20 protein-coding genes are annotated in these 20,823 nt (G+C 59.9%); 9 read left to right on the top strand and 11 right to left on the bottom strand.

Translation table 11 applies throughout. The annotated features are described in order from the left end of the window. Window positions 1-332 precede the first annotated feature (332 nt). Both G5315_RS20210 and G5315_RS20205 read left to right on the top strand, forming a co-directional pair. Complete coding sequence (locus tag G5315_RS20210; protein WP_204481162.1) at window positions 333-1,781, top strand: OprD family outer membrane porin; 1,449 nt, start codon at window positions 333-335, stop codon at window positions 1,779-1,781. 137 nt (window positions 1,782-1,918) lie between these two features. Then, entirely contained in the window at window positions 1,919-2,746 is an 828-nt protein-coding gene (locus G5315_RS20205; protein WP_227341248.1) for an SDR family oxidoreductase, read from the top strand. Window positions 2,747-2,837: 91 nt separating this feature from the next. Here the strand turns inward: G5315_RS20205 and G5315_RS20200 are convergent, their stop codons facing one another. Continuing rightward, window positions 2,838-3,170: a DUF1904 family protein gene (locus tag G5315_RS20200; RefSeq protein WP_216951931.1), complete on the bottom strand. Its 333-nt coding sequence runs from the start codon at window positions 3,168-3,170 to the stop codon at window positions 2,838-2,840. An 88-nt stretch (window positions 3,171-3,258) separates the two neighbouring features. Here G5315_RS20200 and G5315_RS20195 point away from each other — a divergent pair, with 88 nt between their 5' ends. The 4 genes from G5315_RS20195 to G5315_RS20180 all read left to right on the top strand — a co-directional run bounded on the left by G5315_RS20195 (window position 3,259) and on the right by G5315_RS20180 (window position 6,848). Further along, on the top strand, window positions 3,259-4,161 hold the full coding sequence (locus tag G5315_RS20195; RefSeq protein WP_421333883.1) for a TraB/GumN family protein: 903 nt from the start codon (window positions 3,259-3,261) through the stop codon (window positions 4,159-4,161). 121 nt (window positions 4,162-4,282) lie between these two features. Beyond that, entirely contained in the window at window positions 4,283-4,462 is a 180-nt protein-coding gene (locus G5315_RS20190) for a DUF3149 domain-containing protein (protein ID WP_005338733.1), read from the top strand. Window positions 4,463-4,649: 187 nt separating this feature from the next. Continuing rightward, the gene (smrA, locus tag G5315_RS20185) at window positions 4,650-5,231 is read left to right on the top strand and encodes a DNA endonuclease SmrA (RefSeq protein ID WP_139477016.1); all 582 of its coding nucleotides are present in this window, start codon (window positions 4,650-4,652) and stop codon (window positions 5,229-5,231) included. Window positions 5,232-5,369: 138 nt separating this feature from the next. Then, complete coding sequence (locus G5315_RS20180; protein ID WP_421333881.1) at window positions 5,370-6,848, top strand: carboxypeptidase M32; 1,479 nt, start codon at window positions 5,370-5,372, stop codon at window positions 6,846-6,848. Window positions 6,849-6,967: 119 nt separating this feature from the next. Here G5315_RS20180 and G5315_RS20175 read toward each other — a convergent pair whose 3' ends face one another. The 6 genes from G5315_RS20175 to G5315_RS20150 all read right to left on the bottom strand — a co-directional run bounded on the left by G5315_RS20175 (window position 6,968) and on the right by G5315_RS20150 (window position 10,833). Beyond that, entirely contained in the window at window positions 6,968-7,369 is a 402-nt protein-coding gene (locus G5315_RS20175) for a VOC family protein (RefSeq protein WP_159143128.1), read from the bottom strand. 94 nt (window positions 7,370-7,463) lie between these two features. Next, a complete protein-coding gene (locus G5315_RS20170; protein WP_421333879.1) occupies window positions 7,464-9,095 on the bottom strand; it encodes a DUF7305 domain-containing protein in 1,632 nt (543 codons plus the stop codon). After that, window positions 9,092-9,640, bottom strand: coding sequence for a PilW family protein (locus G5315_RS20165; RefSeq protein ID WP_421333877.1), 549 nt, complete (start codon window positions 9,638-9,640; stop codon window positions 9,092-9,094). Before G5315_RS20165 ends, G5315_RS20170 begins: the two co-directional genes overlap by 4 nt. Next, window positions 9,634-10,026: a type IV pilus modification PilV family protein gene (locus tag G5315_RS20160; RefSeq protein ID WP_421333875.1), complete on the bottom strand. Its 393-nt coding sequence runs from the start codon at window positions 10,024-10,026 to the stop codon at window positions 9,634-9,636. Before G5315_RS20160 ends, G5315_RS20165 begins: the two co-directional genes overlap by 7 nt. After that, window positions 10,023-10,442: a GspH/FimT family pseudopilin gene (locus G5315_RS20155; RefSeq protein ID WP_042656730.1), complete on the bottom strand. Its 420-nt coding sequence runs from the start codon at window positions 10,440-10,442 to the stop codon at window positions 10,023-10,025. Before G5315_RS20155 ends, G5315_RS20160 begins: the two co-directional genes overlap by 4 nt. A gap of 1 nt (window position 10,443) precedes the next feature. After that, window positions 10,444-10,833: a type IV pilin protein gene (locus G5315_RS20150; RefSeq protein ID WP_005358530.1), complete on the bottom strand. Its 390-nt coding sequence runs from the start codon at window positions 10,831-10,833 to the stop codon at window positions 10,444-10,446. Window positions 10,834-11,227: 394 nt separating this feature from the next. Between G5315_RS20150 and G5315_RS20145 the strand changes: the two genes are divergently transcribed. Together G5315_RS20145 and G5315_RS20140 are read left to right on the top strand one after the other, a co-directional pair. Next, window positions 11,228-12,772, top strand: a complete 1,545-nt coding sequence (locus G5315_RS20145; protein WP_421333873.1) for an AlkA N-terminal domain-containing protein — start codon at window positions 11,228-11,230, stop codon at window positions 12,770-12,772. Next, window positions 12,769-13,242: a methylated-DNA--[protein]-cysteine S-methyltransferase gene (locus tag G5315_RS20140; RefSeq protein ID WP_421333871.1), complete on the top strand. Its 474-nt coding sequence runs from the start codon at window positions 12,769-12,771 to the stop codon at window positions 13,240-13,242. Before G5315_RS20145 ends, G5315_RS20140 begins: the two co-directional genes overlap by 4 nt. Before the next feature lie 67 nt (window positions 13,243-13,309). Here G5315_RS20140 and G5315_RS20135 read toward each other — a convergent pair whose 3' ends face one another. The 3 genes from G5315_RS20135 to G5315_RS20125 form a co-directional block, all read right to left on the bottom strand. After that, window positions 13,310-15,169: a peptidase U32 family protein gene (locus G5315_RS20135; protein WP_421333870.1), complete on the bottom strand. Its 1,860-nt coding sequence runs from the start codon at window positions 15,167-15,169 to the stop codon at window positions 13,310-13,312. A gap of 97 nt (window positions 15,170-15,266) precedes the next feature. Continuing rightward, complete coding sequence (locus tag G5315_RS20130; protein ID WP_216951940.1) at window positions 15,267-15,875, bottom strand: LysE family translocator; 609 nt, start codon at window positions 15,873-15,875, stop codon at window positions 15,267-15,269. A gap of 127 nt (window positions 15,876-16,002) precedes the next feature. Further along, entirely contained in the window at window positions 16,003-16,944 is a 942-nt protein-coding gene (locus G5315_RS20125; protein WP_115522808.1) for a LysR family transcriptional regulator, read from the bottom strand. Window positions 16,945-17,169: 225 nt separating this feature from the next. Here G5315_RS20125 and G5315_RS20120 point away from each other — a divergent pair, with 225 nt between their 5' ends. Next, on the top strand, window positions 17,170-18,258 hold the full coding sequence (locus tag G5315_RS20120) for a ketoacyl-ACP synthase III (RefSeq protein WP_184234440.1): 1,089 nt from the start codon (window positions 17,170-17,172) through the stop codon (window positions 18,256-18,258). 226 nt (window positions 18,259-18,484) lie between these two features. Here the strand turns inward: G5315_RS20120 and pnp are convergent, their stop codons facing one another. Further along, window positions 18,485-20,626, bottom strand: a complete 2,142-nt coding sequence (gene pnp, locus G5315_RS20115) for a polyribonucleotide nucleotidyltransferase (protein ID WP_216951943.1) — start codon at window positions 20,624-20,626, stop codon at window positions 18,485-18,487. Window positions 20,627-20,823: the final 197 nt, after the last annotated feature.

Genomic DNA, 20,823 nt, shown 5'->3' with positions numbered 1-20,823 from the left:
TACCGTGATATCTGCCATGAGGCTGTTTACGACCTTGCCCATGATTATTTGCACTCGGTCATACTTTTGAAACGTTGAGGGAACTTTTCATTGATATTTCGCACCGCGAACGTACTCTTGGAGTTGTCCGATAGCCAAGAATCGGAACAAAAAAAACAACATGTGATGATCAGGACTGCCAACTACAGATGTGCCAAGACATCCGGGTTTGCAGATAACCAAGAGAAGATTTTTTGCCCTTCGGGGTTTTGATTGCAATGCCAATACCGAGCGGTAGGCCCGATGCCAGCTGCCGGAAAAAAGCTAAGTCCATAAAATCAGGAGCAATAAAAATGGAAAAAGTGATCTTCAAGCGCGCCGCTTTGAGTGCCGCTGTGGTAGCCGCTCTGGTCGCCCCCGGCATGGCGTTGGCAGCCCAGGATATGATGAGCCCGGAATATGGCCAGTCCTATGAAACCTTCGTAAAAGACTCCAAACTGACCGGTGGCCTGTTCTACTTCCAGCGTGATCGTCAGCGCATCGATGGTGACCCGACTGCCGCCAAGAAAGAAGGCAAGTACCAGTCCAACCTGAGCCATTCCACCGTCCAGGCAGCTCTCAACTTCAACTCCGGTTATGCCTGGGACACTGTTGGTCTGGATCTGGGCGGCTTCGGTGCCTATGACTTGGCCGTTACCGAAAACCATCCGGTCAACCAGGAGAACGAATTCTCCTTTGCAGGCAACTCCTGGGGCAACAACTACAAAGATGGCTCTCCCGAGGGTGGCTTCAGCCTCTCCAACGCAGCTCTGAAGCTGAAATTCCTGGACGGCGGTGTGACTGCCAAGGGTGGTTACACCCAGCTGTATGTCCCTGGCCAAATCGGTGTTAACTGGTCCTATCAGCCGGGTACCTATCGTGGTGGTCAAGTCGAAGGCAACTTTGGCGGTCTCTACCTGACCTACGCCATCGCTGACGAGTACAAGGCCCCCTGGTACAAAGAGACTCAGGTCTTCTCTCGCGCCAAAGCGTGGATGGATCCGTTCGCTGATGAAAACGTCATCGACTATATCCACGGTATCGCGGCTCGTTACACCTTTGAAAATGGCACTGCCGTGACCGGTTCTTTCGGTCAGTCCGAAGGCTACATGGACAGCTACCACTTCAAACTGGCTCACAAGTTTGACGTACTGGGCGGCCTCGCCACCAGCTACCAGTTCTACGGTTCCGAGACCGAGACCTACACCAAGGGCGGCTCCCAGATTGAAACTTACGACGGCCTGGCATGGCAACAAGCACTGACTGCAGCCTGGAACTACGCCCAATACGGCTTCCGTCTGGAAGGTCTGTGGACCAAGGCTGAAGGTGCGGAAGGCAACTACTTGCCCCGTCTGACCCGTGGCTACGCCAACTCCCAGGGCGCCAACGAAATTTGGTGGGATTCCCGCTCTGACTGGAACGCCAACAACGAAAAAGCACTGTTCTTCGGCGTGACCCGTTCTCTGGATGATCTGGTTGGTGCGCCGGGCTGGGCTGTCGGTGTATCCGGCGCCTACGGTTGGGATATCGAAAATGGCCAAGGCAAGAAAGCAGCCAACGGCGAGGATACCGAGTGGGCCGTCAACTTCGATGTCAGCTATACCGTGCAGGATGGCAAGCTGAAAGGCACCCTGTTCAAACTGCACTACACCGACTACAACAACGACATCAGCCAGGGCGGCGGTTGGACCGATTACCCCAACATCTTCGCCTCCGAGCACGACGTCAAGTTCCACATCATCATGCCGCTTACCTTCATGTAATCAGGCAATACGATGTCAGCAAACCGGGCCACTTGGCCCGGTTTTCTTTTTTCCGGTTGGCAGGCTAACATGCGAGCCGGATAAGGGTTTTATCCACTCACCAGCACGCTTTTGTCAGCAGTCACAAGGACGCCATCATGCCCCGTTTTGTTTTGATCACCGGTTGTTCCAGCGGTATTGGCCTCGCCGCCGCACAGGCGCTCGGGCAGCACGGTTTTACCGTGATTGCCTCGGCGCGCAAGGCGGAAGATGTGGCCCGCTTGCAGCAACAGGGATTGCTGGCGGTACAGCTGGATCTGGCTGACCCTGCCTCCATCGAGCTGGGTGCCAGTGCGGCGCTCCATCTGGCGGGCGGGCGCCTCTATGGCCTGTTCAACAACGGCGCTTATGGCCAACCCGGGGCGCTGGAAGATCTGCCCACCGAAGCGCTCAGGGAACAGTTCAATACCAACCTGTTTGGCTGGCACCATCTGATCCGTCAGGTGCTGCCGCCTATGCTGGAGGCCAAAGAGGGGCGGATAGTGCAGAACAGCTCGGTACTGGGACTGGTTGCCATGAAGTATCGCGGCGCCTATAACGCCAGCAAGTTTGCGCTGGAAGGTTATAGCGACACTCTGCGCCTCGAACTGGCGGGTAGCGGGGTACATATCAGCCTGATTGAACCGGGCCCCATCGATACCCGTTTTCGTGCCAATGCTCGCAACGCCTTCCTGCGCCACATCGATCCGGCTCAGAGCCGTCATCAGTCGGCCTACCGCCAGACCCTGACGCGGCTGGAAAAAGAGGGGGCCACCAGCGGCTTTACCCTCTCGAGCGAAGCCTGCATCCCGCCGCTGCTCCATGCGCTGACCCACGCCCATCCCAAGGCACGCTATCCGGTGACCACTCCGACCCGGCTGTTTGCCTTCTTGCGACGGGTATTGCCCACTCGCTGGCTCGACAAACTGCTGGCCAAATCGGCCTGATCCCGTGATGGGCGACAAGCATCCTGCCGCCCGGATTGAGTTAGCTGTATAGCGGCGTAATCCAATCCGCCAACCTTGTTTGCCCCTCTCTTCAATAGTGCTCGCCATTGCTGTAGTAGGCGCTCTTGACCAAAGGTATCACCTGCACCACCACATAGGTCTGCTCCCCCAGCACCCGTTTCAAATGGCGCGTGATAAGGCGCGCGGCGGCGTCCTGCATCTCCTGCGGCCGCTCGAACCAGTGCAGCTCGACAAACGGAAAACCCACCTCTGACTCGCCGTTGCGTATCCAGCAGCTATCAATCCGCTCCATGGTGACAAACTCCGGCTTACCGCCGGTCAGCTCGCAGAGCTCGGCCAGCAGCGGGCCGCTCACCTGTTGCAGGGTATCGAGCGTCACGGCGCGAAAACGAAGATGGGGCATGGCAAACCTCTTGGTTATCTGAAATGAGGACTTATCATAGGGGTTATTGTCAGCAAGAGAAGTCACCCGGCGCACATTAAGGATCCCCATGAGATTTCATCGCACCCTCTTTGCCTTCCTGCTCTGCCTGCTGCTACCGCTGCACGCCTTTGCCGATCCCGCCTTCTATCGGGTGAGCAAGGGCAACCTGCAACACTGGCTGCTGGGCTCCATCCATGCGGGCAAGCCAGCTCTCTATCCTCTGCCCGAGCCGGTGGAGCGTGCCTGGCTGCAGAGTCGCGCACTGGTGATGGAGGTGGACATGAACAGCATCACGCAGGATCAGTGGCAACAGACCGGCTCCCTCACCCGACTGGTGGATGGCAAGCCGCTCAAGGATCATCTGCCTGCCGAGCTCTATCAACGCACCCTGATGGCAGGCGCCCGCTATGGCATCGACGAGGCTACCCTCGCCACCCTGCGCCCCTGGTTTGCCGCCATTACCCTGACCCAGGCCGCCATGGCCCGCTCCGACTTCAAGAGTGAACTCGGGATAGACCAGCACTTTGCCGTCCGGGCCGCCAAAGAGGGCAAACCGGTAGTGGGTTTTGAAACCCTGCTGGAGCAGCTCGGTTATCTGGCCAGCGTGGGTGACAACCAGACCCTGATGCTCGCCAGCACTCTGGATGAGCTACCAATGCTGGAGAGTGGTTTCGCCGCCGTGATGAAGGCGTGGCAGCAGGGAGATGAGCCAACGCTGATCAATCTGCTCAAGGAGGAGATGGCCCCGCCCGCGCTACAGAGCTGGATGGAGCAGACCCTGCTGGCCGAGCGCAACCATAACTGGCTGAAAAAATGGTCCACCCTGCCCAACGAGAGCTTTATCGTGGTAGGCGCCCTGCACCTTTACGGCGAACAGGGGTTGCTGGCGTTGTTGGAGCAGCAAGGGTGGCGCATTACCCCGCTCACCACTCCAGGTCCGGTGCAGACTCGGTCGCAAGGAGTCCAGTGAGAACGATCACAGAACGCGCTGGTTATTAAACAACCTGCAAGGGAGTTGATCGGGATCATCCCGGACGGGGCAAAGAGGTATTTATCATGCCTGTCATCAACCGGGTGACAGGAGCAATAAAATGGACTTTTGGCTGGACCTGATGTTTGGCAACAGCGTGGGATTGATGTCGATGCTGGTGATTATCGGCACCTTCTTGCTCATCAGCTCTTACGCGGCCTACTTCATCTACAAGGTGATGCACTCGCAACCGCCTCATTCACAGCAACCCCATTCTCAACAGCCCAAAGAGGGAAAATAATCCTCTGACCACAGGCGGTAGCTCACACTGACCGCCTGTGCTGTTTTATGGTTCGCGACTGTGATTCCCGGGCCAGACTGCACCAGTGTCCATGCTGGGCGCCCCTTATCCCCTCCCCCTTTCCCCGTTTTCTGTGCCGGTTGCGGCCGTTATAATGGCCCCCACTTTTTCTTATGGGGAGCCTGCCGTGTCTCATAACGACGAACTCTCGCTATTCATGAATGAAGTGGCCGACGTGCGGCCCATTCGCAGCGACAACATCCATCCCCATGCGGCCAAATCCGCCCCGACCGAGGCACAGCTCGCTCGCCGCCAGGCTGCCACCGCCGAACAACTCGCCCTCGACCACCTCACCATGGAGGCCATCGAGATGCGCGATCCGCACGAAATCGTCGGCTTCAAACGCGATGGGGTGCAGGAGGGGGTCTACAAGAAGCTGCGGCTCGGCAAATACGAGCTGCAGGCCAGCCTGGACTTGCACCAGAAAACCCTCAATGAGGCACGCCAGACGCTGGTGCAGTTCATTGCGGATTGTGAAGTCCGGGATATCCGCTGCCTGCTGATCCTGCACGGCAAGGGGGAGCGCAGCACCCCGCGCGCCCTGCTGAAAAGCTATGTGAGCGCCTGGTTGCCGCAACTGCCCGCCGTCATGGCGATCCACAGCGCCGAGCGTCGCCACGGCGGCAGCGGTGCTCTATACGTGCTGCTGCGTAAAAGCGAACGCAAAAAAGTGGAAAACCGCGAACGGCACCAGAAGCGGCTCGGCTAATCCGCGTTTCGCTCCCACGTCTTTTGCCCGCCCGCATGAAGGTGGTCAACTATACAGCGGCGGTGTTAGCATCGAACGGCCCCGATCATGCCAGGTACGGGGCGGCATACCATCAGGGACGATAACAAGGACAATCCCATGTCATATCAAAAGCTTGAACAACATCAGCAGCAGATCCACCGCTTTAGCCACCTCGCCGCCATCTGCGGCTGGGATCAGGCGGCCATGATGCCGGAAGGGGGCAACGATGCCCGCGCCGAAGCAATGGCCGAACTCGGTCTGCTGATCCACCAGAAGCGCACCGCTCCCGAGCTGGGCGACTGGATTGCCAAGGCCGAGAGTGAGCCACTCGATGAAGTGCAACGTGCCAACCTCGGCGAGATCAAGCGCCAGTGGCAAGATGCCAGCCTGCTGCCCGGTGAGCTGGTCGAAGCGCTGTCGCTCGCTGGCAGCAAGTGCGAGCACGCCTGGCGCAGCCAGCGCAAGAACAACGACTGGGCCGGTTTTGCCCCCAATCTCGAGGAGGTGGTGAAACTCTCCCGTGAAGTGGCGCAGCTGCGGGCCGATGCCCTTGGCGTGCGCCCCTACGACGCCATGCTGGCGCTCTATGAGCCGGGCATGACCAGCGCACGGCTCGATCAGATCTTCGGCGATCTCGCCAGCTGGCTGCCGGCTCTTATCCAGACCGTGAGTGAACAGCAGAAGGGCGATGCCCTGCTGCTGCCGCAAGGCCCCTTCCCCATCCCCACCCAGCAAGCGCTCGGTCAGGAGGTGATGGGACTGCTCGGCTTTGATTTCGCCCACGGCCGCCTCGATGTGAGCAGTCACCCCTTCTGTGGCGGCGTGCCGACCGATGTGCGGATCACCACCCGCTACAACGAGCAGGAGTTTGTCTCCAGCCTGATGGGCATAGTGCACGAGACCGGTCACGCTCGTTACGAGCAGGGACTGCCGCGCCATCTGCTGGGTCAGCCGGTGGCCGAAGCGCGCTCTATGGCAATCCACGAGAGCCAGAGCCTGTTTTGTGAAATGCAGCTGGGGCATCATCCGGCCTTCCTCGCGCTGCTGGCGCCACGCATTCGTCACCACTTCGGCGAACAGGCGGCGTTTGCGCCGGACAATCTGACCAAGCTCTACAGCCGGGTCGAACCGGGCTTTATCCGGGTCGATGCGGACGAGGTGACCTATCCGGCCCACGTTATCCTGCGCTACGAGCTGGAGCGCGATCTGGTGGAAGGGAAGATCGAGGTGGCCGACATCCCCGAGCTGTGGGACGCCAAGATGCAGCAGTGGCTGGGGCTCTCTACCAAGGGCAACTACCGCAATGGCTGCATGCAGGATATTCACTGGACCGACGGCTCGTTCGGCTACTTCCCGAGCTACACCCTGGGCGCCATGTATGCCGCCCAGCTGCGCTTTGCCCTCGAGAAAGAGCTGGGCAGCATGGGTGAGGTGATCACGGCGGACCGCCTGCCGGAAATCTTCGGCTGGCTCGGACGCAACATCTGGTCACAGGGGAGCCTGCACAGCACCGACGAGCTGGTGCGCCGCGCCACCGGTGAAGCGCTCAACCCGCACTGGCTGCGCCAGCATCTGGAACAGCGTTACCTGAAGTAATGAGCACAGTAAGCTAACAACAGAACGGGGCCCTTTTTAGTTGACCACTACAGGGCCCCGCTTTTATGGCGGTGCATGGCACAGCACACCGTCACAGCAATGCTGCACAAAGAAAGGATTCAGAGAGGATCAGGGGAACCCAGCAACTCGCGCAGTTGCAGGATATTGCCCTCCGGGTCGAAGGCGTTGCGCACCACAAAGCCGGGCCCCGTCCACTGCTGTGGCAACAGGCCGCCGCCGAGATCCGCCGCCTTCGCTTCTGCCCAGGCGAGGCTGGAGACGGTGAAGAACAGCTTGATGGCCCCCTCTTCCCGCAATTCCGGCGGCCGCTTGATAACAACTTGCCCGGTATAAGGCTCGGGAATGGCGTGGATCAGCAGCTGGATATCGCTGTTTTCCAGCACCACCAACTGCTCATCCTGACTGCAGACCACCATCTGCAGCAATGTACGGTAAAAGTGGGTCAGCAGGCCCGGATCCTTGGCATAGATCAGGGCACCGGCACGAGCTGGGCCTGGCATGGAGCACTCCTCAACAGTGAACGACTGGGTGGACAGATCTCCACCTTCTCACAGTTGCGCGCCCCATTCGATCCTTTTTAGCGGCTCGCCAGCCTCACTGCACAAAGTGCCACTGCCGCAGTGCCAACGTCGGAGGCGGCCCCTGATCGTCCCCCAGATCTGCCATGCCCAGCGCCTCGTCATAGTGCACACCGCCCGCACCGCTCTCGGTCAGGTGCTTGGCACGCACCGCCCCGTACAGACCGCCACTTCCGCTGATCTTCATCTCGGTGAGCGGGGCATAGAGAGCGGCATAGAGCGGCGTATTGCCCGACAGCTTGACCCCATCCTTGCCGCTATACGCGGAATAGATGGAGATAGCGGGCGTACCGCCAGCGGTCAGCCCCTGTTTGGCTGCCGTCACCTCGGCACCGGCCCCAAGATCGACCTTGCCGCTGACGATCAGGGTCAGGCTGCTCCCCTCGCTCACCGTCAACTTGTTGCTGCCTGTCATGGTGAAATCCTTGTCGATCAGCAGCACCACATCCCCCTTGATGGTGAGCTTGGCATCGGCCCCCATATTGAGGCTGTCGAGCTTGTAAATAGTCTGTTCCTTGCCAAACAGCTCCCCCTTGCCGGGGAACGGTAGCCCGGGCTTGTGCTGGTTGCTGCTGGTTACCGAGCCGGTGGAGGGATCCGTGGTCAGCACCATCTGCTGGGTGGCCCCGAGCGTCAGCGGGCCATTGATGGGCAATGTTGCAGGGGGGAACGATTTGGGCAACGCTGCCACATTGAGCGGGTCACACACCTGCCCGGCCACAGGCGGTAGCTTGGGATGAGCGCGATATTGGGGATCCAGATACTTCTGATGCTTGGCATCAAGGAATGCCCCGTTCCCACCATAGTTCAACTTGTCGCCAGCAATGCTTGTGCCATGACCCATAGAAACATCCCCATTGATCGCAACAGCTCCGGCAATATGCCCCCCTTGCAAGGCAAAATTTCCACTCCCGTTCACGCTGCCCTCAACCCTGACGACCCCATCAGAGGGAGAAATGGTGATATCGCCGCCAGCAAGTACATTACCCGCAACAGGTGAAGAGCCGTTTAAGGTCACCGAGCCGGTCGCCCGCACATCACCCCAGATGGGGGAGTGCCCGGCGAGCACCACATTGGCCTTGTCGCTGACGGTCGCCACCTTGGCGTTCTGCCCCTGATTAAGAGTCCCGGAAACAGACTCCTTGTACGCCCCCTTGCGCGAATCGTAGCTGTCGATAAAACCGCTCCCAGAGAGGCTCAACCCTTCACACGCCACCACCGAATCCTGAAAGATGAGATTGCCCGGCTCGCGCTTGAGGGCAAACAGGGCGTTGAGGCTGGCATTGCCCTCCAGATAACGGCCATGGCTCTGCAACGCCAACTTGCTGCCTGTAGAGGCATCCAGCTGATCGATGCGAAAGCGGCTGCCCGCCATGGCTCCTTCGCCATTGCTTGGCACCTTCTGCACCAGTTGATCCCACTCTATCCGTGGTTCAGCGCCGAGCGCCTGATGCAGGGCGCGATAACTGTCGTTCATCCCCTGCTCGGCACTGAGCTGCGCATTGATCTTCTTGTGAAAATTGCCGCTCAGGCGGGTTTGCAGCTGATTCTCCTGAATGCTGGTAAACACCAGCAGGCTCGACAGCAGGCTCACCACCAGCACCACCAGCAATACGGCTCCCCGCTGCCCCTGCAATCCCTTGTTCATCCTGCTCCTCCTGCACCGGATGTGGCCAGTGCTGCCGCCCAGACCGCCTTGCGGCGTGCCACCTGCACCTCGACCCCCGGCGCCAGATAGCTGGGCAGCCCTTCGGGCAAGATGCGGATATTGACCAACGCACCCTGCTGGCCGAATTCAAGATCCTGAAGATGGGCCAGCAACAGACGCGGGCCATCCCCGTCATCGCAACTGAGTACCGGCGGCGTGAAGCGGTACTGCTCGGTAAAATCGGCGGTTTTCTGGTTGCCAAGGCAGGAGAGCACCTGACTGCCCCCTTCCACCTTGAACGCCAGCGTCAGGCTATCAGGGGTGACCGCGATCAGCTGATCCGCCTGCTTGATGCTGTTGGTAAAGGTGAGAGTGGCAAAGCGCAGCACTTCGTTCGCCTGCTCCAGCGCCTTGCTCTGCTCGACCGTGCTCTTGATGGGCACGTAACCGGCAAAAATCGCCAGCATCAGCATCAGACCGAGCACCATGGAGATCATCAGCTCGACGAGACTGACACCTCGCTGTCGGAAGGGAACGTTCAGCATAGTGGTGGAAATCCTGCGTTCAGCTCAACCCGCTTGGCACCGGAGATCCGCGCATCACGCCACTCGATGGCGACCACAAAGTGGTCGCTGTAGCGACTCGGCAGCACCAGCTGGTGGCCCTCGAGCAGGGTGAAGCGGGCAAGAAAATCGCCCTGGGTGAACCGCTCCGGCTTGCGCTGCACTTCGCACAGCGAACCCCAGATCTGCTCCACGCTGTTGCTCGCCTCGATCGTGGCCAGGGTGCTCTGCAGGCTATAGTGCGCCTGCTGCAACGAGACCACCTGCCCCTTGGCGAGACCAAGAAACACCATCACCGCCAACACCATGGAGACCATGATCTCCACCAGATTGAACCCCTGCTGACGGGCAAGTGCGGCGTGTCTCATGAGCAGCTCCCTTGCAGCAGCTGACCGCTCGGGGCCACGCAGAGTACACGCTGCTCACCGAGGCGATTGGCCAGAGTGATCTCGGCGTGGCTGCTGCTGCCGGTTGGCGCGATCCGGATCGGCTCAAACGGTTTGATCACCACTCCGCCAGCAGGTGCTGCCGCCTGACGCAGCAACTTGCTGTCAGCCATCACCTCCCAGCCACCGTTCTCGGTGCCCTGCAGTACCACCGGCAGGGTCAGCTTGACCGCTTCGCTGCGGGCAAAGCGGTAGGCTGACGCGAGCTCGGTCGCACTGCGATCGAGTCGTTCGGCCGCGAGGCGCTGACTCATGGAGGGCAACCCGACTAGCAGCAAAATAGCGGCGATGCCGACCGTGATCATCAACTCAATCAGAGTAAATCCGCGCACGTTCATCTTATGATCCCCAGCAGTCATGGCGATTGGCCGCGCGATAACCGGTCTGATCTAGGGTCAGAGTGCCGCACTCATCCTGTTGTCGCGTCGTTGGAATGGCTTTGAGCAGGTAGTCGCCAGCATCTTGCTGGCTGTAGCTGAACTGGTAGAAATCCGTGTTGGAAGGAGTGGCAAACGTGTCGGGATAACGGCCCTGTTGGGTATAGATACGTTCGAGGGCGAGCGCCTGCTCCAGCAGTTGCTGCTGCGCTTCGTAACGACGTCCCTGTTGCAGATAACCCTGATACGCTGGCAACGCGATGGCTGCGAGAATGCTGACAACCGTCATGGCGATCAACAACTCGATCAGACTAAACCCCCAGCAATGGGGCCATGCCTTACAGTCGTTCACTTATCATCCTTGGCAAGTGTTGTTATTGGTCGGCCCTGAGCCGTAGATGCGATGACTTAATAATCATCAAAAATTAACCGACTCAATTGAACAACACAAAATTGTAATGCTCAATGTAAAAAAGCTAATTATGTGATCCATTGTTAATTTCCAAGCCTTTCTCATCACAACTAATCTCGCAATACAAATAAAGTTAAACCCATTGCGCCCCCATCTATCCGCTATGGGCTCTGCTACCCGTGCACAGTGGTAAACAAAATGAAGGGGTAGTCGACATGGAAGAGTGCAACGAAACCTGCGGCCGATTTTTCCTATCCCTGTCCGCTTCTGGCTAGTCACGGCCCCCGCGCCCCCTTACTCTCTTGTCATCTATTCCAGCAAAGCCGCCAACACCATGAATGCAAAACCAAGCCCTGAGTTGTCACCGGATGAGGTGATCAACACCCTCAGCCGTGAACAGTGTCACGCCGCACGGCTCGCCCGCGACGCTCGCTTTGATGGCCGTTTTTTTACCGGCGTCATCTCGACCGGCATCTACTGCCGGCCAGTCTGCCCGGCACGGCCACCGCACGAGCACAACGTGTGCTACTTCCAAAGCGCCGCGGCCGCCGAGCAGTATGGCCTGCGACCCTGCCTGCGCTGCCGCCCTGAGCTGGCCCCCGCCGCCCGTGGCGATCTGCCGGTTGAACTGGCACGTCTGCTGGCGCGCATCGATCGCGGCGAGCTGGCTGACGGCACGCTCGCCAAACTGGCCACTGAGGCAGGGATAAGCGAACGCACCCTGCGCCGCCAGTTCGAGCAGCACCTCGGCGCCTCGCCAAAACAGGTGGAGCAGACGCGCCGCCTGCTGCTCGCGAAACGGCTGCTGACTGAAACCGGGCTGCCCATTACCGACATCGCGTTTGCCGCCGGATTTGCCAGCATCCGCCGCTTCAATGACGCCTGGCTCAACGCATACGGACTGGCCCCACGCACCCTGCGCCAGCAGGAGCAGCACGCTGACGCGCCAGAACACATAAGTGCGGAGCCGCGCGGCGCCCCCCTGACCCTGCAACTGCCCTATCGCCCCCCGTATGACGTAGCGGCCATGCTGGCGTTCTACCGGCTGCGTGCGATCCCCGGGCTGGAGCGGGTAGATGGCGAGGTGTATGAGCGGCGCTACCAGGTCGGTGATCAGGTCGCGCTGGTGCGCATCGCGCAGGGCAAGGGGCACAGCCTGCAACTCACCGTTCATGATCTGCCGCTCGCGGCGCTACCCGATCTGCTCTATCGAGTGCGCCGGATGTGGGATCTCGATGCCGATATGCAGCGGATCGGTGATCTGCTCGGTCAGGATCCGCTGCTCGCCCGCTTGCAAGCGCGCTGGCCCGGCGTACGGCTGCCAGGTGGTTGGGATGAGTACGAAGTAATGCTGCGCGCCATCGTCGGCCAACAGGTCTCGGTCAAGGGGGCCATCACCATACTCGGGCGACTGGTAGCCCGTACCGAGGCGCAATTCGGGGTGGCGCAACTACCGACCCCCGCCCAGTTGTGCGAACTCGATCTCGACGGTATCGGCATGCCCGGCAGCCGTATTCGCACCCTGCGCGGAGTGGCGCTGGCGCTGGCCAGTGGCGAGCTGACCCTCACGACAGCCAGTGACGAGCAGTTGCTGGCGCTGCCGGGTATAGGCCCCTGGACGGTCTCTTACTGGCGGCTGCGTTGCGGGCTGGATACCGATGCCTTCCCCGCCTCCGATCTGGTGCTGCAAAAGGCACTCGGAGGCGGCACCAAGCTGCCGGTAAAAGAGGGGTTGGCGCAAAGCGCAGCATGGCAGCCGTGGCGCAGCTATGCGGCCAGCTGGCTGTGGCATGCCATGAGTGAAGCGCCCGATTTGCTGCTCCATGCCACCAGCAATGAACAACAGCCAGATACCCAACAACAGGAGATAACCCCATGATCCGCTACGATATCCTGCCGACCCGCTGCGGCGATCTGCTGGTCGCCATCAATGAATCCGGTCTGGTGCACGTGGACTTTGTGGCGGGCCTGCGGGCACTGCCCGATATGAGTGGCTGGCAGCAAGATCACGGGGCACTGGCCCCCTTCCTCGCCGAATTTGACGCCTATTTTGCCGGTCGCTTGCAGCGCTTCTCCCTGCCCCTTGCCGCCCGTGGCACTGCTTTTCAACAAGCTGTGTGGCAAGCGCTGTGCGACATCCCCTACGGCGAAACTCGCAGCTACAGCGATATTGCCCGAGCCATCGGCAAACCGGATGCGGTGCGAGCAGTGGGCGCGGCAAACGGCCGCAATCTACTCTCGATCATCATTCCCTGCCATCGGGTGATCGGCCAAAACGGCAGCCTGACCGGCTATGCGGGGGGATTGGAGATTAAAAAAGCACTGCTGGCGCTGGAGAGGGGCAATTAAAGGAGTCTGAGAAGAGCGCCTGCGATAAAAAATTGCCCCTTTCCGGACTGAGAAAGGGGCTCATTGATCAGCGTTTCAGGCTGCCCATAACATGCATTTCGCAGCGGTTACAGTCAAAACGCAGGCGGAAGGTGTCTTTACCCATCTTGAGCTCCAGCGGCTCGGCCTTGAGACCGGGCACCTCGTTTGGGCAGAGGTTCTGGCTGTAGCGGATGCAGTGTTTGGTGATCATCAGCACCACTTCCCGCTCCTCCTTGTTCGCCTCATAGGCGGGAGCAATCCGCTCCACCCCATGTTCGCGGAAGAACTGCTCGGCCGCGCTGTTCAGCACGTTGCCAAGGTAGGAGAGACGGTGCTGGGGATAGCTGATATCCCGCAGGGCGATACGTCGCTCGGGGCGCTGGTAGCTGGCCACCCGCGCCGCCTCCAGCGCGGCGATACCATCCCGGCGCAAGCCGTTGAGCTGTGATGCGGCGATAAATAGCGGGTGAGTGAATGCCAACTCAATCTTGCGCGCCACAAACAGGGTATTGCCGAGTTTACCAAGCTGATCACGCGCCTGCTGCAACGCCCGCTCCGGGTTGTCGGCAGGCTGTTTGTCGCAAGGCAGGGTCACCGCGGCTCTAATGCCCTGCTCGTCGGTGAGGGTGAGGCTCACGCCCTCATCGCACTCTGCCAGCACCATATCGACCCGGATGCGGCGATCCGCGCTCGCCTTCTCCAGCATCTTGCTGAACGCCTGATCGTGGTTGCGGTAGATTTCGGTACCCACCTTCAGCCCCGGCATACGCTCCGACAGGAGTAACTGCTTACCTTCGACCTTGTTCAGGCGCATCCCCACCAGCTCGTTGTTCGGCTTGAAGAAGCCCAAACCGTCGCCGTTGTTGAGGGTGACCTGTTTGCCATCGATCTCGATACCGTCACGGGTCACCCTGGTGACACGCCCCAGCGGTTCGCCCACATATTTCGGGCTTTTGGTGGAGTCGATCCCCTGCTGGCGGCCATGGAGGAAGTAATCGGTGCTGCCGCGGTTGAAGCTCTTCTTGGGGTCAGGCGTGAAACTGTAGCTGCAACGACCCGCAGAGGCGGCCACCAGATCGGAGCGGCTGTCGAGAATGGCGTCCAGCTTCTGGCGATACCAGGCAGTGACGTTCTTGACGTAATCGAGCCCCTTGAGACGCCCTTCAATCTTGAAGGAGCGGATCCCCGCCTCAATCAAAGCCTCCAGGTTGTCAGTCTGATCCATATCCTTGAGGGACAGCAGGTGACTGTCGGCCACCAGCACTTCACCATCCGGCTTTTGCAGCGAGCAGGGCAGACGGCAGAGCTGGGCACATTCACCGCGGTTGGCACTGCGGCCGGTACGGGCGTGGCTGATGTTGCACTGGCCGCTGTAGGAGACGCAGAGCGCGCCGTGGATAAAGAACTCCAGCTGCACATTGGTCGCTGCACTGATCTCGCGGATCTGCGCCAGCGACAGTTCGCGCGCCAGCACCACCTGAGAGAAGCCCACATCCTGCAGAAACTTCACCTTCTCCGGCGTGCGGTTGTCGGTCTGGGTACTGGCATGAAGCGCGATGGGTGGCAGATCGAGGGCCAGCAGCCCCATATCCTGCACAATCAGCGCATCGGCACCGGCTTCGTAGATCTGGTGGGTCAGCCGCCGGGCCTGCTCCAGCTCGTGATCGTGCAGCAAAGTATTGAAGGCGACAAAGACCTGGGCACCGAAACGGTGGGCGTGGCGCGCCAGCGCCTCGATATCCTCGATGGAGTTGCCCGCCGCACTGCGGGCGCCGAAGGCAGGGCCACCCATGTAGACGGCATCGGCACCATGGTTGATGGCTTCTATGCCGTAGGCGAGGTTCTTGGCCGGAGCCAGCAGCTCCAACCGGTTATTGTGGCTTAATGGGTGCTTGTTCTGGTGCATGGTCTCGGGATCAGGGCGGACAGCAAATGGGCGCTACTCTAGCCCATTCACCACCCGCGTGCCTTGATCCCGCTTAAGATATCTGCGAAATACAGGATTAGATAACCACCTTGAGCGCCAGCCCGAGCAGCACCAGGCCGCTCACCTTGTCGATCACAAAGGATTTGGCTTTAAGCCACGCCAGCACCGGCCCGCGGGAGAGCACCAGCGCCACCAGCACGTACCAGACGGCATCGATCCCGCCCGCGGTGAGCATCATGATGCCCCCTTCGCTCCAACCGGTATCGGCCCGCACAAACTGGCTGAACAGGGCGATGAAGAAGACCGCCAGCTGGGGATTGAGAAAGGCCACCATAAAACCTTCAAAGGCTCCCTGCCGACCACGCCGCTGGTGAACCTCTTCACTCGCTTCACCACTGGCTGGTTTTGCCAGCAGGGCTTTCATCCCAAGCCAAGCAAGAAACGCTGCACCGCCGTAGCGGATCAGATCAAACAGGATCGGGGTCTGGGTGATCAGGATGGAGAGGCCAAGCGCGGTAACCAGCGCATAGATACCAACCCCGAGGCCGTGGCCAAGCGCAGTAGCGACGCCATGCCCCTGCCCGCCCTGCACCGTGTTGCGGATGATCAGCGCCAGACTCGGCCCCGGGCTGATGGCCCCCATCACGCAGATTGCGGCCAGTGCCAGCCAACTCGTCAGTTCCATGCTTTTCCTCTTTTGTGCTCGATATGATGACCTGCACTCAGGGTACGGGCTGAGCCATTATGCCAGTAGTGAAAGTTATGAATAGATTCCATAACCCATGGCTATAACGCCACACAACTGACCGGGGCTAACCGCCGAGATCGAGCAGCTTGCGACTCTCGCCAACGGTGCGTTGCAGATGATCCCGCAGGAAGGGGTAGGCCAGCTCGCGAAACCAGCGGTGGGCTGGATCCTGATGGTGGCGCTGATGCCACAGCAGATGATACTGCTGGTCGCGGGTAGCAAAGGGCAGATCGACAAAGGTGAGCTCATGGCCACAGGAGAGCTGCCAGGCGATATGGGCCGGGGTGGTCATCAGGCAATCGGTGCGCAGCAACACCTCCACTGCCGCCTGAAAGAAGGGAACTCTGGCAAACCAGCGCCGACTCAGTCCCTGCGGCGCCAACACCTGCTCCACCGGGCTGTCCTTGTCGCCTCCCCCGCTCACCTGCAGGTGAGGCCAGGCGAGATAGTCATCGAGACTCAGCGCCTTGCCCGCCAGCGGGTGGTGACGTCCCATCAACACCGCCAGCCGATCTTCCCCCTGATGCAGACCACGGATCTGATCCGGTACCTGCTCGGTGATGGTGGAGACCAGATCCAGCTCGGACTGCCACAACTGCGGCAGCTGACGCTTGTCCCACAGGCTGTACTCCAGCGCCGCCAACGGCGCCTCTTTGGCGAGCGCGGCACAGATATCGGGCAGGATATGCTGGGCCACATAATCGGAGGAGGCGAGCCGAAATACCCGCTCGCAGCGGCTCGGGTCAAATCCGGGCGCCTCGTAGAGCCGCTCCAGCGCACCGAGAGAATCCGCCAGCTGGGCGGCCAACAGTTCGGCCCGTGGCGTCAGCAGCCAGCGTTGCCCCTCCCGCACCAGCAACTCGTCATCAAACTCGCTGCGCAACTGGGCAAGCTGCTTGCTGATGGAGGGCTGACTCAGGTGCAACAGCTCGGCGGCGCGGCTGATATTGCGGGTCTCCAGCAGCACCTTGAGGGTCGGCAACAAGTTGAGATTGGCTCTGAGCAAGGAGATACCCTCATCGGTGGTGAAACGCCTATCTTAGGGCAGATGAGTCCCGCGTTTTAAGCAAAATTTCCAGCCATGTTCCGCGCGTTGCAGCCCTTTGCGACCAGATAGCACAGCTGAGCCCCCTGCACATAACCATGACCACAAGATGACAGTGGTTGTCTCGTACGGCATAATTGCACGATTTTCCGCCCGCGGGCGATCCACTTGAGAAGCGGTAACAAGATGAAATACGCCAATATCACCGGCTGGGGCAAATGCCTGCCTCCCTCCGTGCTGACCAACGACGACCTCAGCACCATCATGGATACGTCAGATGAGTGGATCTATCCGCGCACCGGCATCAAGGCCCGCCGGATCTCCCATGTCAGCACCTCGGATCTCGCCACCCTGGCCGGTCGCCGCGCACTGGCCTGCGCCGGTCTGGAAGCCAGCGATCTCGATGGCATCATCCTGGCCACCGCCACCCCGGACAACCTGCTGCCAAGCGCCGCCTCTGCGGTGCAAAAGAAGCTGGGCGCCGTCAATGCAGCCGTGTTTGATCTCAACGCTGCTTGTACCGGTTTTGTCTACTCCCTCTCGGTCGCCACCTCGCTGGTGCAGACCGGCATGATGAAGAAGGTGCTGGTGATCGGTGCCGAGCGCCTCACCTACCTGCTGGACTGGGCACGCCGCGATACCGCCGTACTGTTTGGCGATGGTGCCGGTGCCGTGGTGATAGAGGCAAGCGAGCAGGAGTGTGGCCTGATCGCCAACAAGCTGGGTTGCGACAGCGAAGCGCGGGAGATCCTGCATGTACCGAACTTCGGTACCGACCGGGTGCGTTTTGCCGATATCGATGGCCTGTTCACCTTCAACTTCGAAGGGCCGGAGATCTTCAAACGTGCTGTGCGCGGCATGGGTGAGGCCACCAGCACTGTGCTGGCGCAGGCCGGTATTGCGCCGGAGCAGGTCGACCTGATCGTGCCGCACCAGGCCAATATCCGCATCATCGAGACCCTCGCCAAACGGATGAATGCGCCGATGGAGAAGGTGATGGTCAACATCGAAAACTACGGCAACACCTCCGCAGCTACCGTACCTATCGCCCTGTGCGAAGCGCTGGAGCAGGGGCGCGTCAAGCCGAATTCCTATCTGCTGACTGCCGCCTTCGGTGCCGGCCTGACCTGGGGCGCAGCCATCATCAAGTGGGGCGATCGTGTTACCCCTATCAACAAGTGCGAGGCGGAACTGCCCCCCTGCGACCAGAGCGCACTGGAACTGATTGCTCACGCCGTCGAAGGGTGTCAGAAGGCCCACGCCAACGAGGCCTGATCCTTATCAGGAGCCTGAATCCTCAGGCTCCTTTCTCCCACACCGCTCTCCCTCCCCCTTCGCGACACTTTTCTAACCTGACCTCTTGAGGCTCCGGCAATGCCCACCACATCCTGAGCAGAGAGCCAACTTCGGCGTGATGAGTCTGAGCGCATAAAAAAGTCCGGCGCCCCAAAGGGCGCCGGACTTTTTACTGCAACCGGAGAATCCGGTTCAGGAGGACAGATTACTCTGCGGCAGGCGCTTCGGCAGCAACCGGAGCATCAGCAGCCGGGGCTGCATCAGTCGGAGCGTTCGCTTCCTTGATGGAGAGACGTACGCGGCCCTGACGGTCCACTTCCAGTACCTTCACCTTGACCACGTCACCGATGGTCAGATGGTCAGCCACGTTCTGCACGCGAGCGTCGGTGATCTGGGAGATGTGTACCAGACCATCTTTGCCCGGCAGAATGTTGACGAATGCACCAAAATCGGCCAGACGGACAACTTTACCTTCATAGATGCGGTTCACTTCGATCTCGGCGGTGATGGCCTCGATGCGACGGATCGCTTCCATGGCAGCTTCGTTGGCCACGGCGGAGATACGTACAGTACCGTCATCATCCAGCTCGATGTTGGTGCCGGTCTCTTCGGTCAGCGCACGGATCACGGAACCACCCTTACCGATCACGTCCTTGATCTTCTCAGGATTGATCTTGATGGTGTGGATACGCGGTGCGAAATCAGAGATCTGGGCACGGGGAGCCTGGATTGCTTCATCCATCACTTTGAGGATGTGCAGACGGGCGCCACGAGCTTGCTTCAGGGCAATCTCCATGATCTCTTTGGTGATGCCTTCGATCTTGATGTCCATCTGCAGCGCGGTCACACCTTCGGTGGTACCGGCTACTTTGAAGTCCATGTCGCCCAGGTGATCTTCGTCACCCAGAATGTCAGACAGCACGACGAAACCTTCTTCTTCCTTCACCAGACCCATGGCGATACCGGCGACGGAGGCCTTGATCGGCACACCGGCATCCATCAGCGCCAGGGAGGAACCACAGACAGACGCCATGGAGGAGGAGCCGTTGGATTCGGTGATTTCAGAGACCACGCGCACCACGTACGGGAACTCGGCGGCGCTCGGCATCACGGCAGCAACGCCGCGCTTGGCCAGACGGCCGTGACCGATTTCACGACGCTTCGGGCTACCCATCATGCCGGTCTCACCGACGCAGTATGGCGGGAAGTTGTAGTGCAGCATGAAGCGATCGGCACGGTTGCCGGTCAGCTCGTCGATGTTCTGGGCGTCACGCTCGGTACCCAGGGTCGCAACGACCATAGCCTGGGTTTCACCACGAGTGAACAGGGCAGAACCGTGAGCACGGGGCAATACGCCGGTAGCGACAGACAGGGCACGGATCATTTCCGGATCGCGACCATCGATACGCGGCTCACCACGCACTACGCGGCCACGAACGATGCGGCTTTCCAGGCTGTGGAACTCTTCGCCGATCTTCTTGGCATCTTCTTCCACGCCGGAAGCGATAACTTGCTCAACCACACGACCCTTGATGGCCGCGATGGTTTCGTAACGAACAGCCTTCTCGGTGATGCGGTAGGCTTCACCCAGCTCGGCGCTCGCCAGCTCGGCAACCTTGGCTTTCAGCGCTTCGTTGACGGCAGGCGGAGTCCAGTCCCACGGCTTGGTGCCGACGGCAGCGGCAAATTCGTTGATGGCGTTGATAACGGTCTGCATCTGCTCGTGACCGTATACCACGGCGCCCAGCATCACCTCTTCGGAGAGGATGGCCGCTTCGGACTCAACCATCAGTACGGCGTTGGCAGTACCGGCAACAACCAGATCCAGATCGCTTTGTGGCAGTTCGGTGGTGGTCGGGTTCAGCACATACTGACCGTTCATGTAACCCACGCGAGCAGCACCGATCGGGCCGCCAAACGGAATGCCGGAGATGGCCAGCGCAGCAGAGGCGCCGATCATGGCAACGATATCGGGGGAGACTGCCGGATTCACGGACATGACGGTGGCAACCACCTGAACCTCATTGAAGAAGCCTTCCGGGAACAACGGACGAATTGGACGGTCGATCAGACGGGAGATGAGGGTCTCGCCTTCGCTCGGACGGCCTTCACGACGGAAGAAACCACCCGGGATACGACCAGCAGCATAGGTACGCTCCTGGTAGTTGACGGTCAGCGGGAAGAAATCACGGCCGTGATCGGCCTCTTTCTTGCCTACGACGGTCACAAATACACAGGTATCGTCCATGCTGACCATAACGGCCGCAGTGGCTTGACGGGCCATCACACCGGTTTCCAGTGTGACGGTGTGTTGACCGTACTGGAATGACTTAACAATAGGATTCACGTGAATTTCCTTTTTACAATTTGGCTCTTTAAATTCGCGCACAAGTATACTTGATTCGATGCAAAAGGTAAGCGGCGACACAAATTCTGTGAGGATGGCAACAAGCCGCTAAAGAGCAATAAAAAGGCTATGTCCCAATTACGTGTTGCATGGGGCGCCCCAGGGCCTCATACAAACACACTTTGATATTTACGCCT

Source organism: Aeromonas sp. 603607 (genome assembly GCF_049171595.1).
Classification (GTDB): Bacteria; Pseudomonadota; Gammaproteobacteria; order Enterobacterales; family Aeromonadaceae; genus Aeromonas; species Aeromonas veronii.
The sequence above is the reverse complement of the archived record's forward strand: the minus strand, read 5'-3'. Positions and strand labels throughout refer to the sequence as shown.

What these genes read in the sequence shown, in the direction of transcription:
- G5315_RS20140 (WP_421333871.1), top strand. Translation starts at nt 12,769, where the DNA reads ATGATCCGCTACGATATCCTGCCGACCCGCTGCGGCGATCTGCTGGTC.
- G5315_RS20130 (WP_216951940.1), bottom strand. Translation starts at nt 15,875, where the DNA reads ATGGAACTGACGAGTTGGCTGGCACTGGCCGCAATCTGCGTGATGGGG.
- G5315_RS20195 (WP_421333883.1), top strand. Translation starts at nt 3,259, where the DNA reads ATGAGATTTCATCGCACCCTCTTTGCCTTCCTGCTCTGCCTGCTGCTA.
- G5315_RS20165 (WP_421333877.1), bottom strand. Translation starts at nt 9,640, where the DNA reads ATGCTGAACGTTCCCTTCCGACAGCGAGGTGTCAGTCTCGTCGAGCTG.
- G5315_RS20145 (WP_421333873.1), top strand. Translation starts at nt 11,228, where the DNA reads ATGAATGCAAAACCAAGCCCTGAGTTGTCACCGGATGAGGTGATCAAC.
- G5315_RS20120 (WP_184234440.1), top strand. Translation starts at nt 17,170, where the DNA reads ATGAAATACGCCAATATCACCGGCTGGGGCAAATGCCTGCCTCCCTCC.
- G5315_RS20175 (WP_159143128.1), bottom strand. Translation starts at nt 7,369, where the DNA reads ATGCCAGGCCCAGCTCGTGCCGGTGCCCTGATCTATGCCAAGGATCCG.
- G5315_RS20190 (WP_005338733.1), top strand. Translation starts at nt 4,283, where the DNA reads ATGGACTTTTGGCTGGACCTGATGTTTGGCAACAGCGTGGGATTGATG.
- G5315_RS20155 (WP_042656730.1), bottom strand. Translation starts at nt 10,442, where the DNA reads ATGAACGTGCGCGGATTTACTCTGATTGAGTTGATGATCACGGTCGGC.
- G5315_RS20160 (WP_421333875.1), bottom strand. Translation starts at nt 10,026, where the DNA reads ATGAGACACGCCGCACTTGCCCGTCAGCAGGGGTTCAATCTGGTGGAG.
- G5315_RS20200 (WP_216951931.1), bottom strand. Translation starts at nt 3,170, where the DNA reads ATGCCCCATCTTCGTTTTCGCGCCGTGACGCTCGATACCCTGCAACAG.
- G5315_RS20170 (WP_421333879.1), bottom strand. Translation starts at nt 9,095, where the DNA reads ATGAACAAGGGATTGCAGGGGCAGCGGGGAGCCGTATTGCTGGTGGTG.
- G5315_RS20205 (WP_227341248.1), top strand. Translation starts at nt 1,919, where the DNA reads ATGCCCCGTTTTGTTTTGATCACCGGTTGTTCCAGCGGTATTGGCCTC.
- G5315_RS20210 (WP_204481162.1), top strand. Translation starts at nt 333, where the DNA reads ATGGAAAAAGTGATCTTCAAGCGCGCCGCTTTGAGTGCCGCTGTGGTA.
- G5315_RS20180 (WP_421333881.1), top strand. Translation starts at nt 5,370, where the DNA reads ATGTCATATCAAAAGCTTGAACAACATCAGCAGCAGATCCACCGCTTT.
- G5315_RS20135 (WP_421333870.1), bottom strand. Translation starts at nt 15,169, where the DNA reads ATGCACCAGAACAAGCACCCATTAAGCCACAATAACCGGTTGGAGCTG.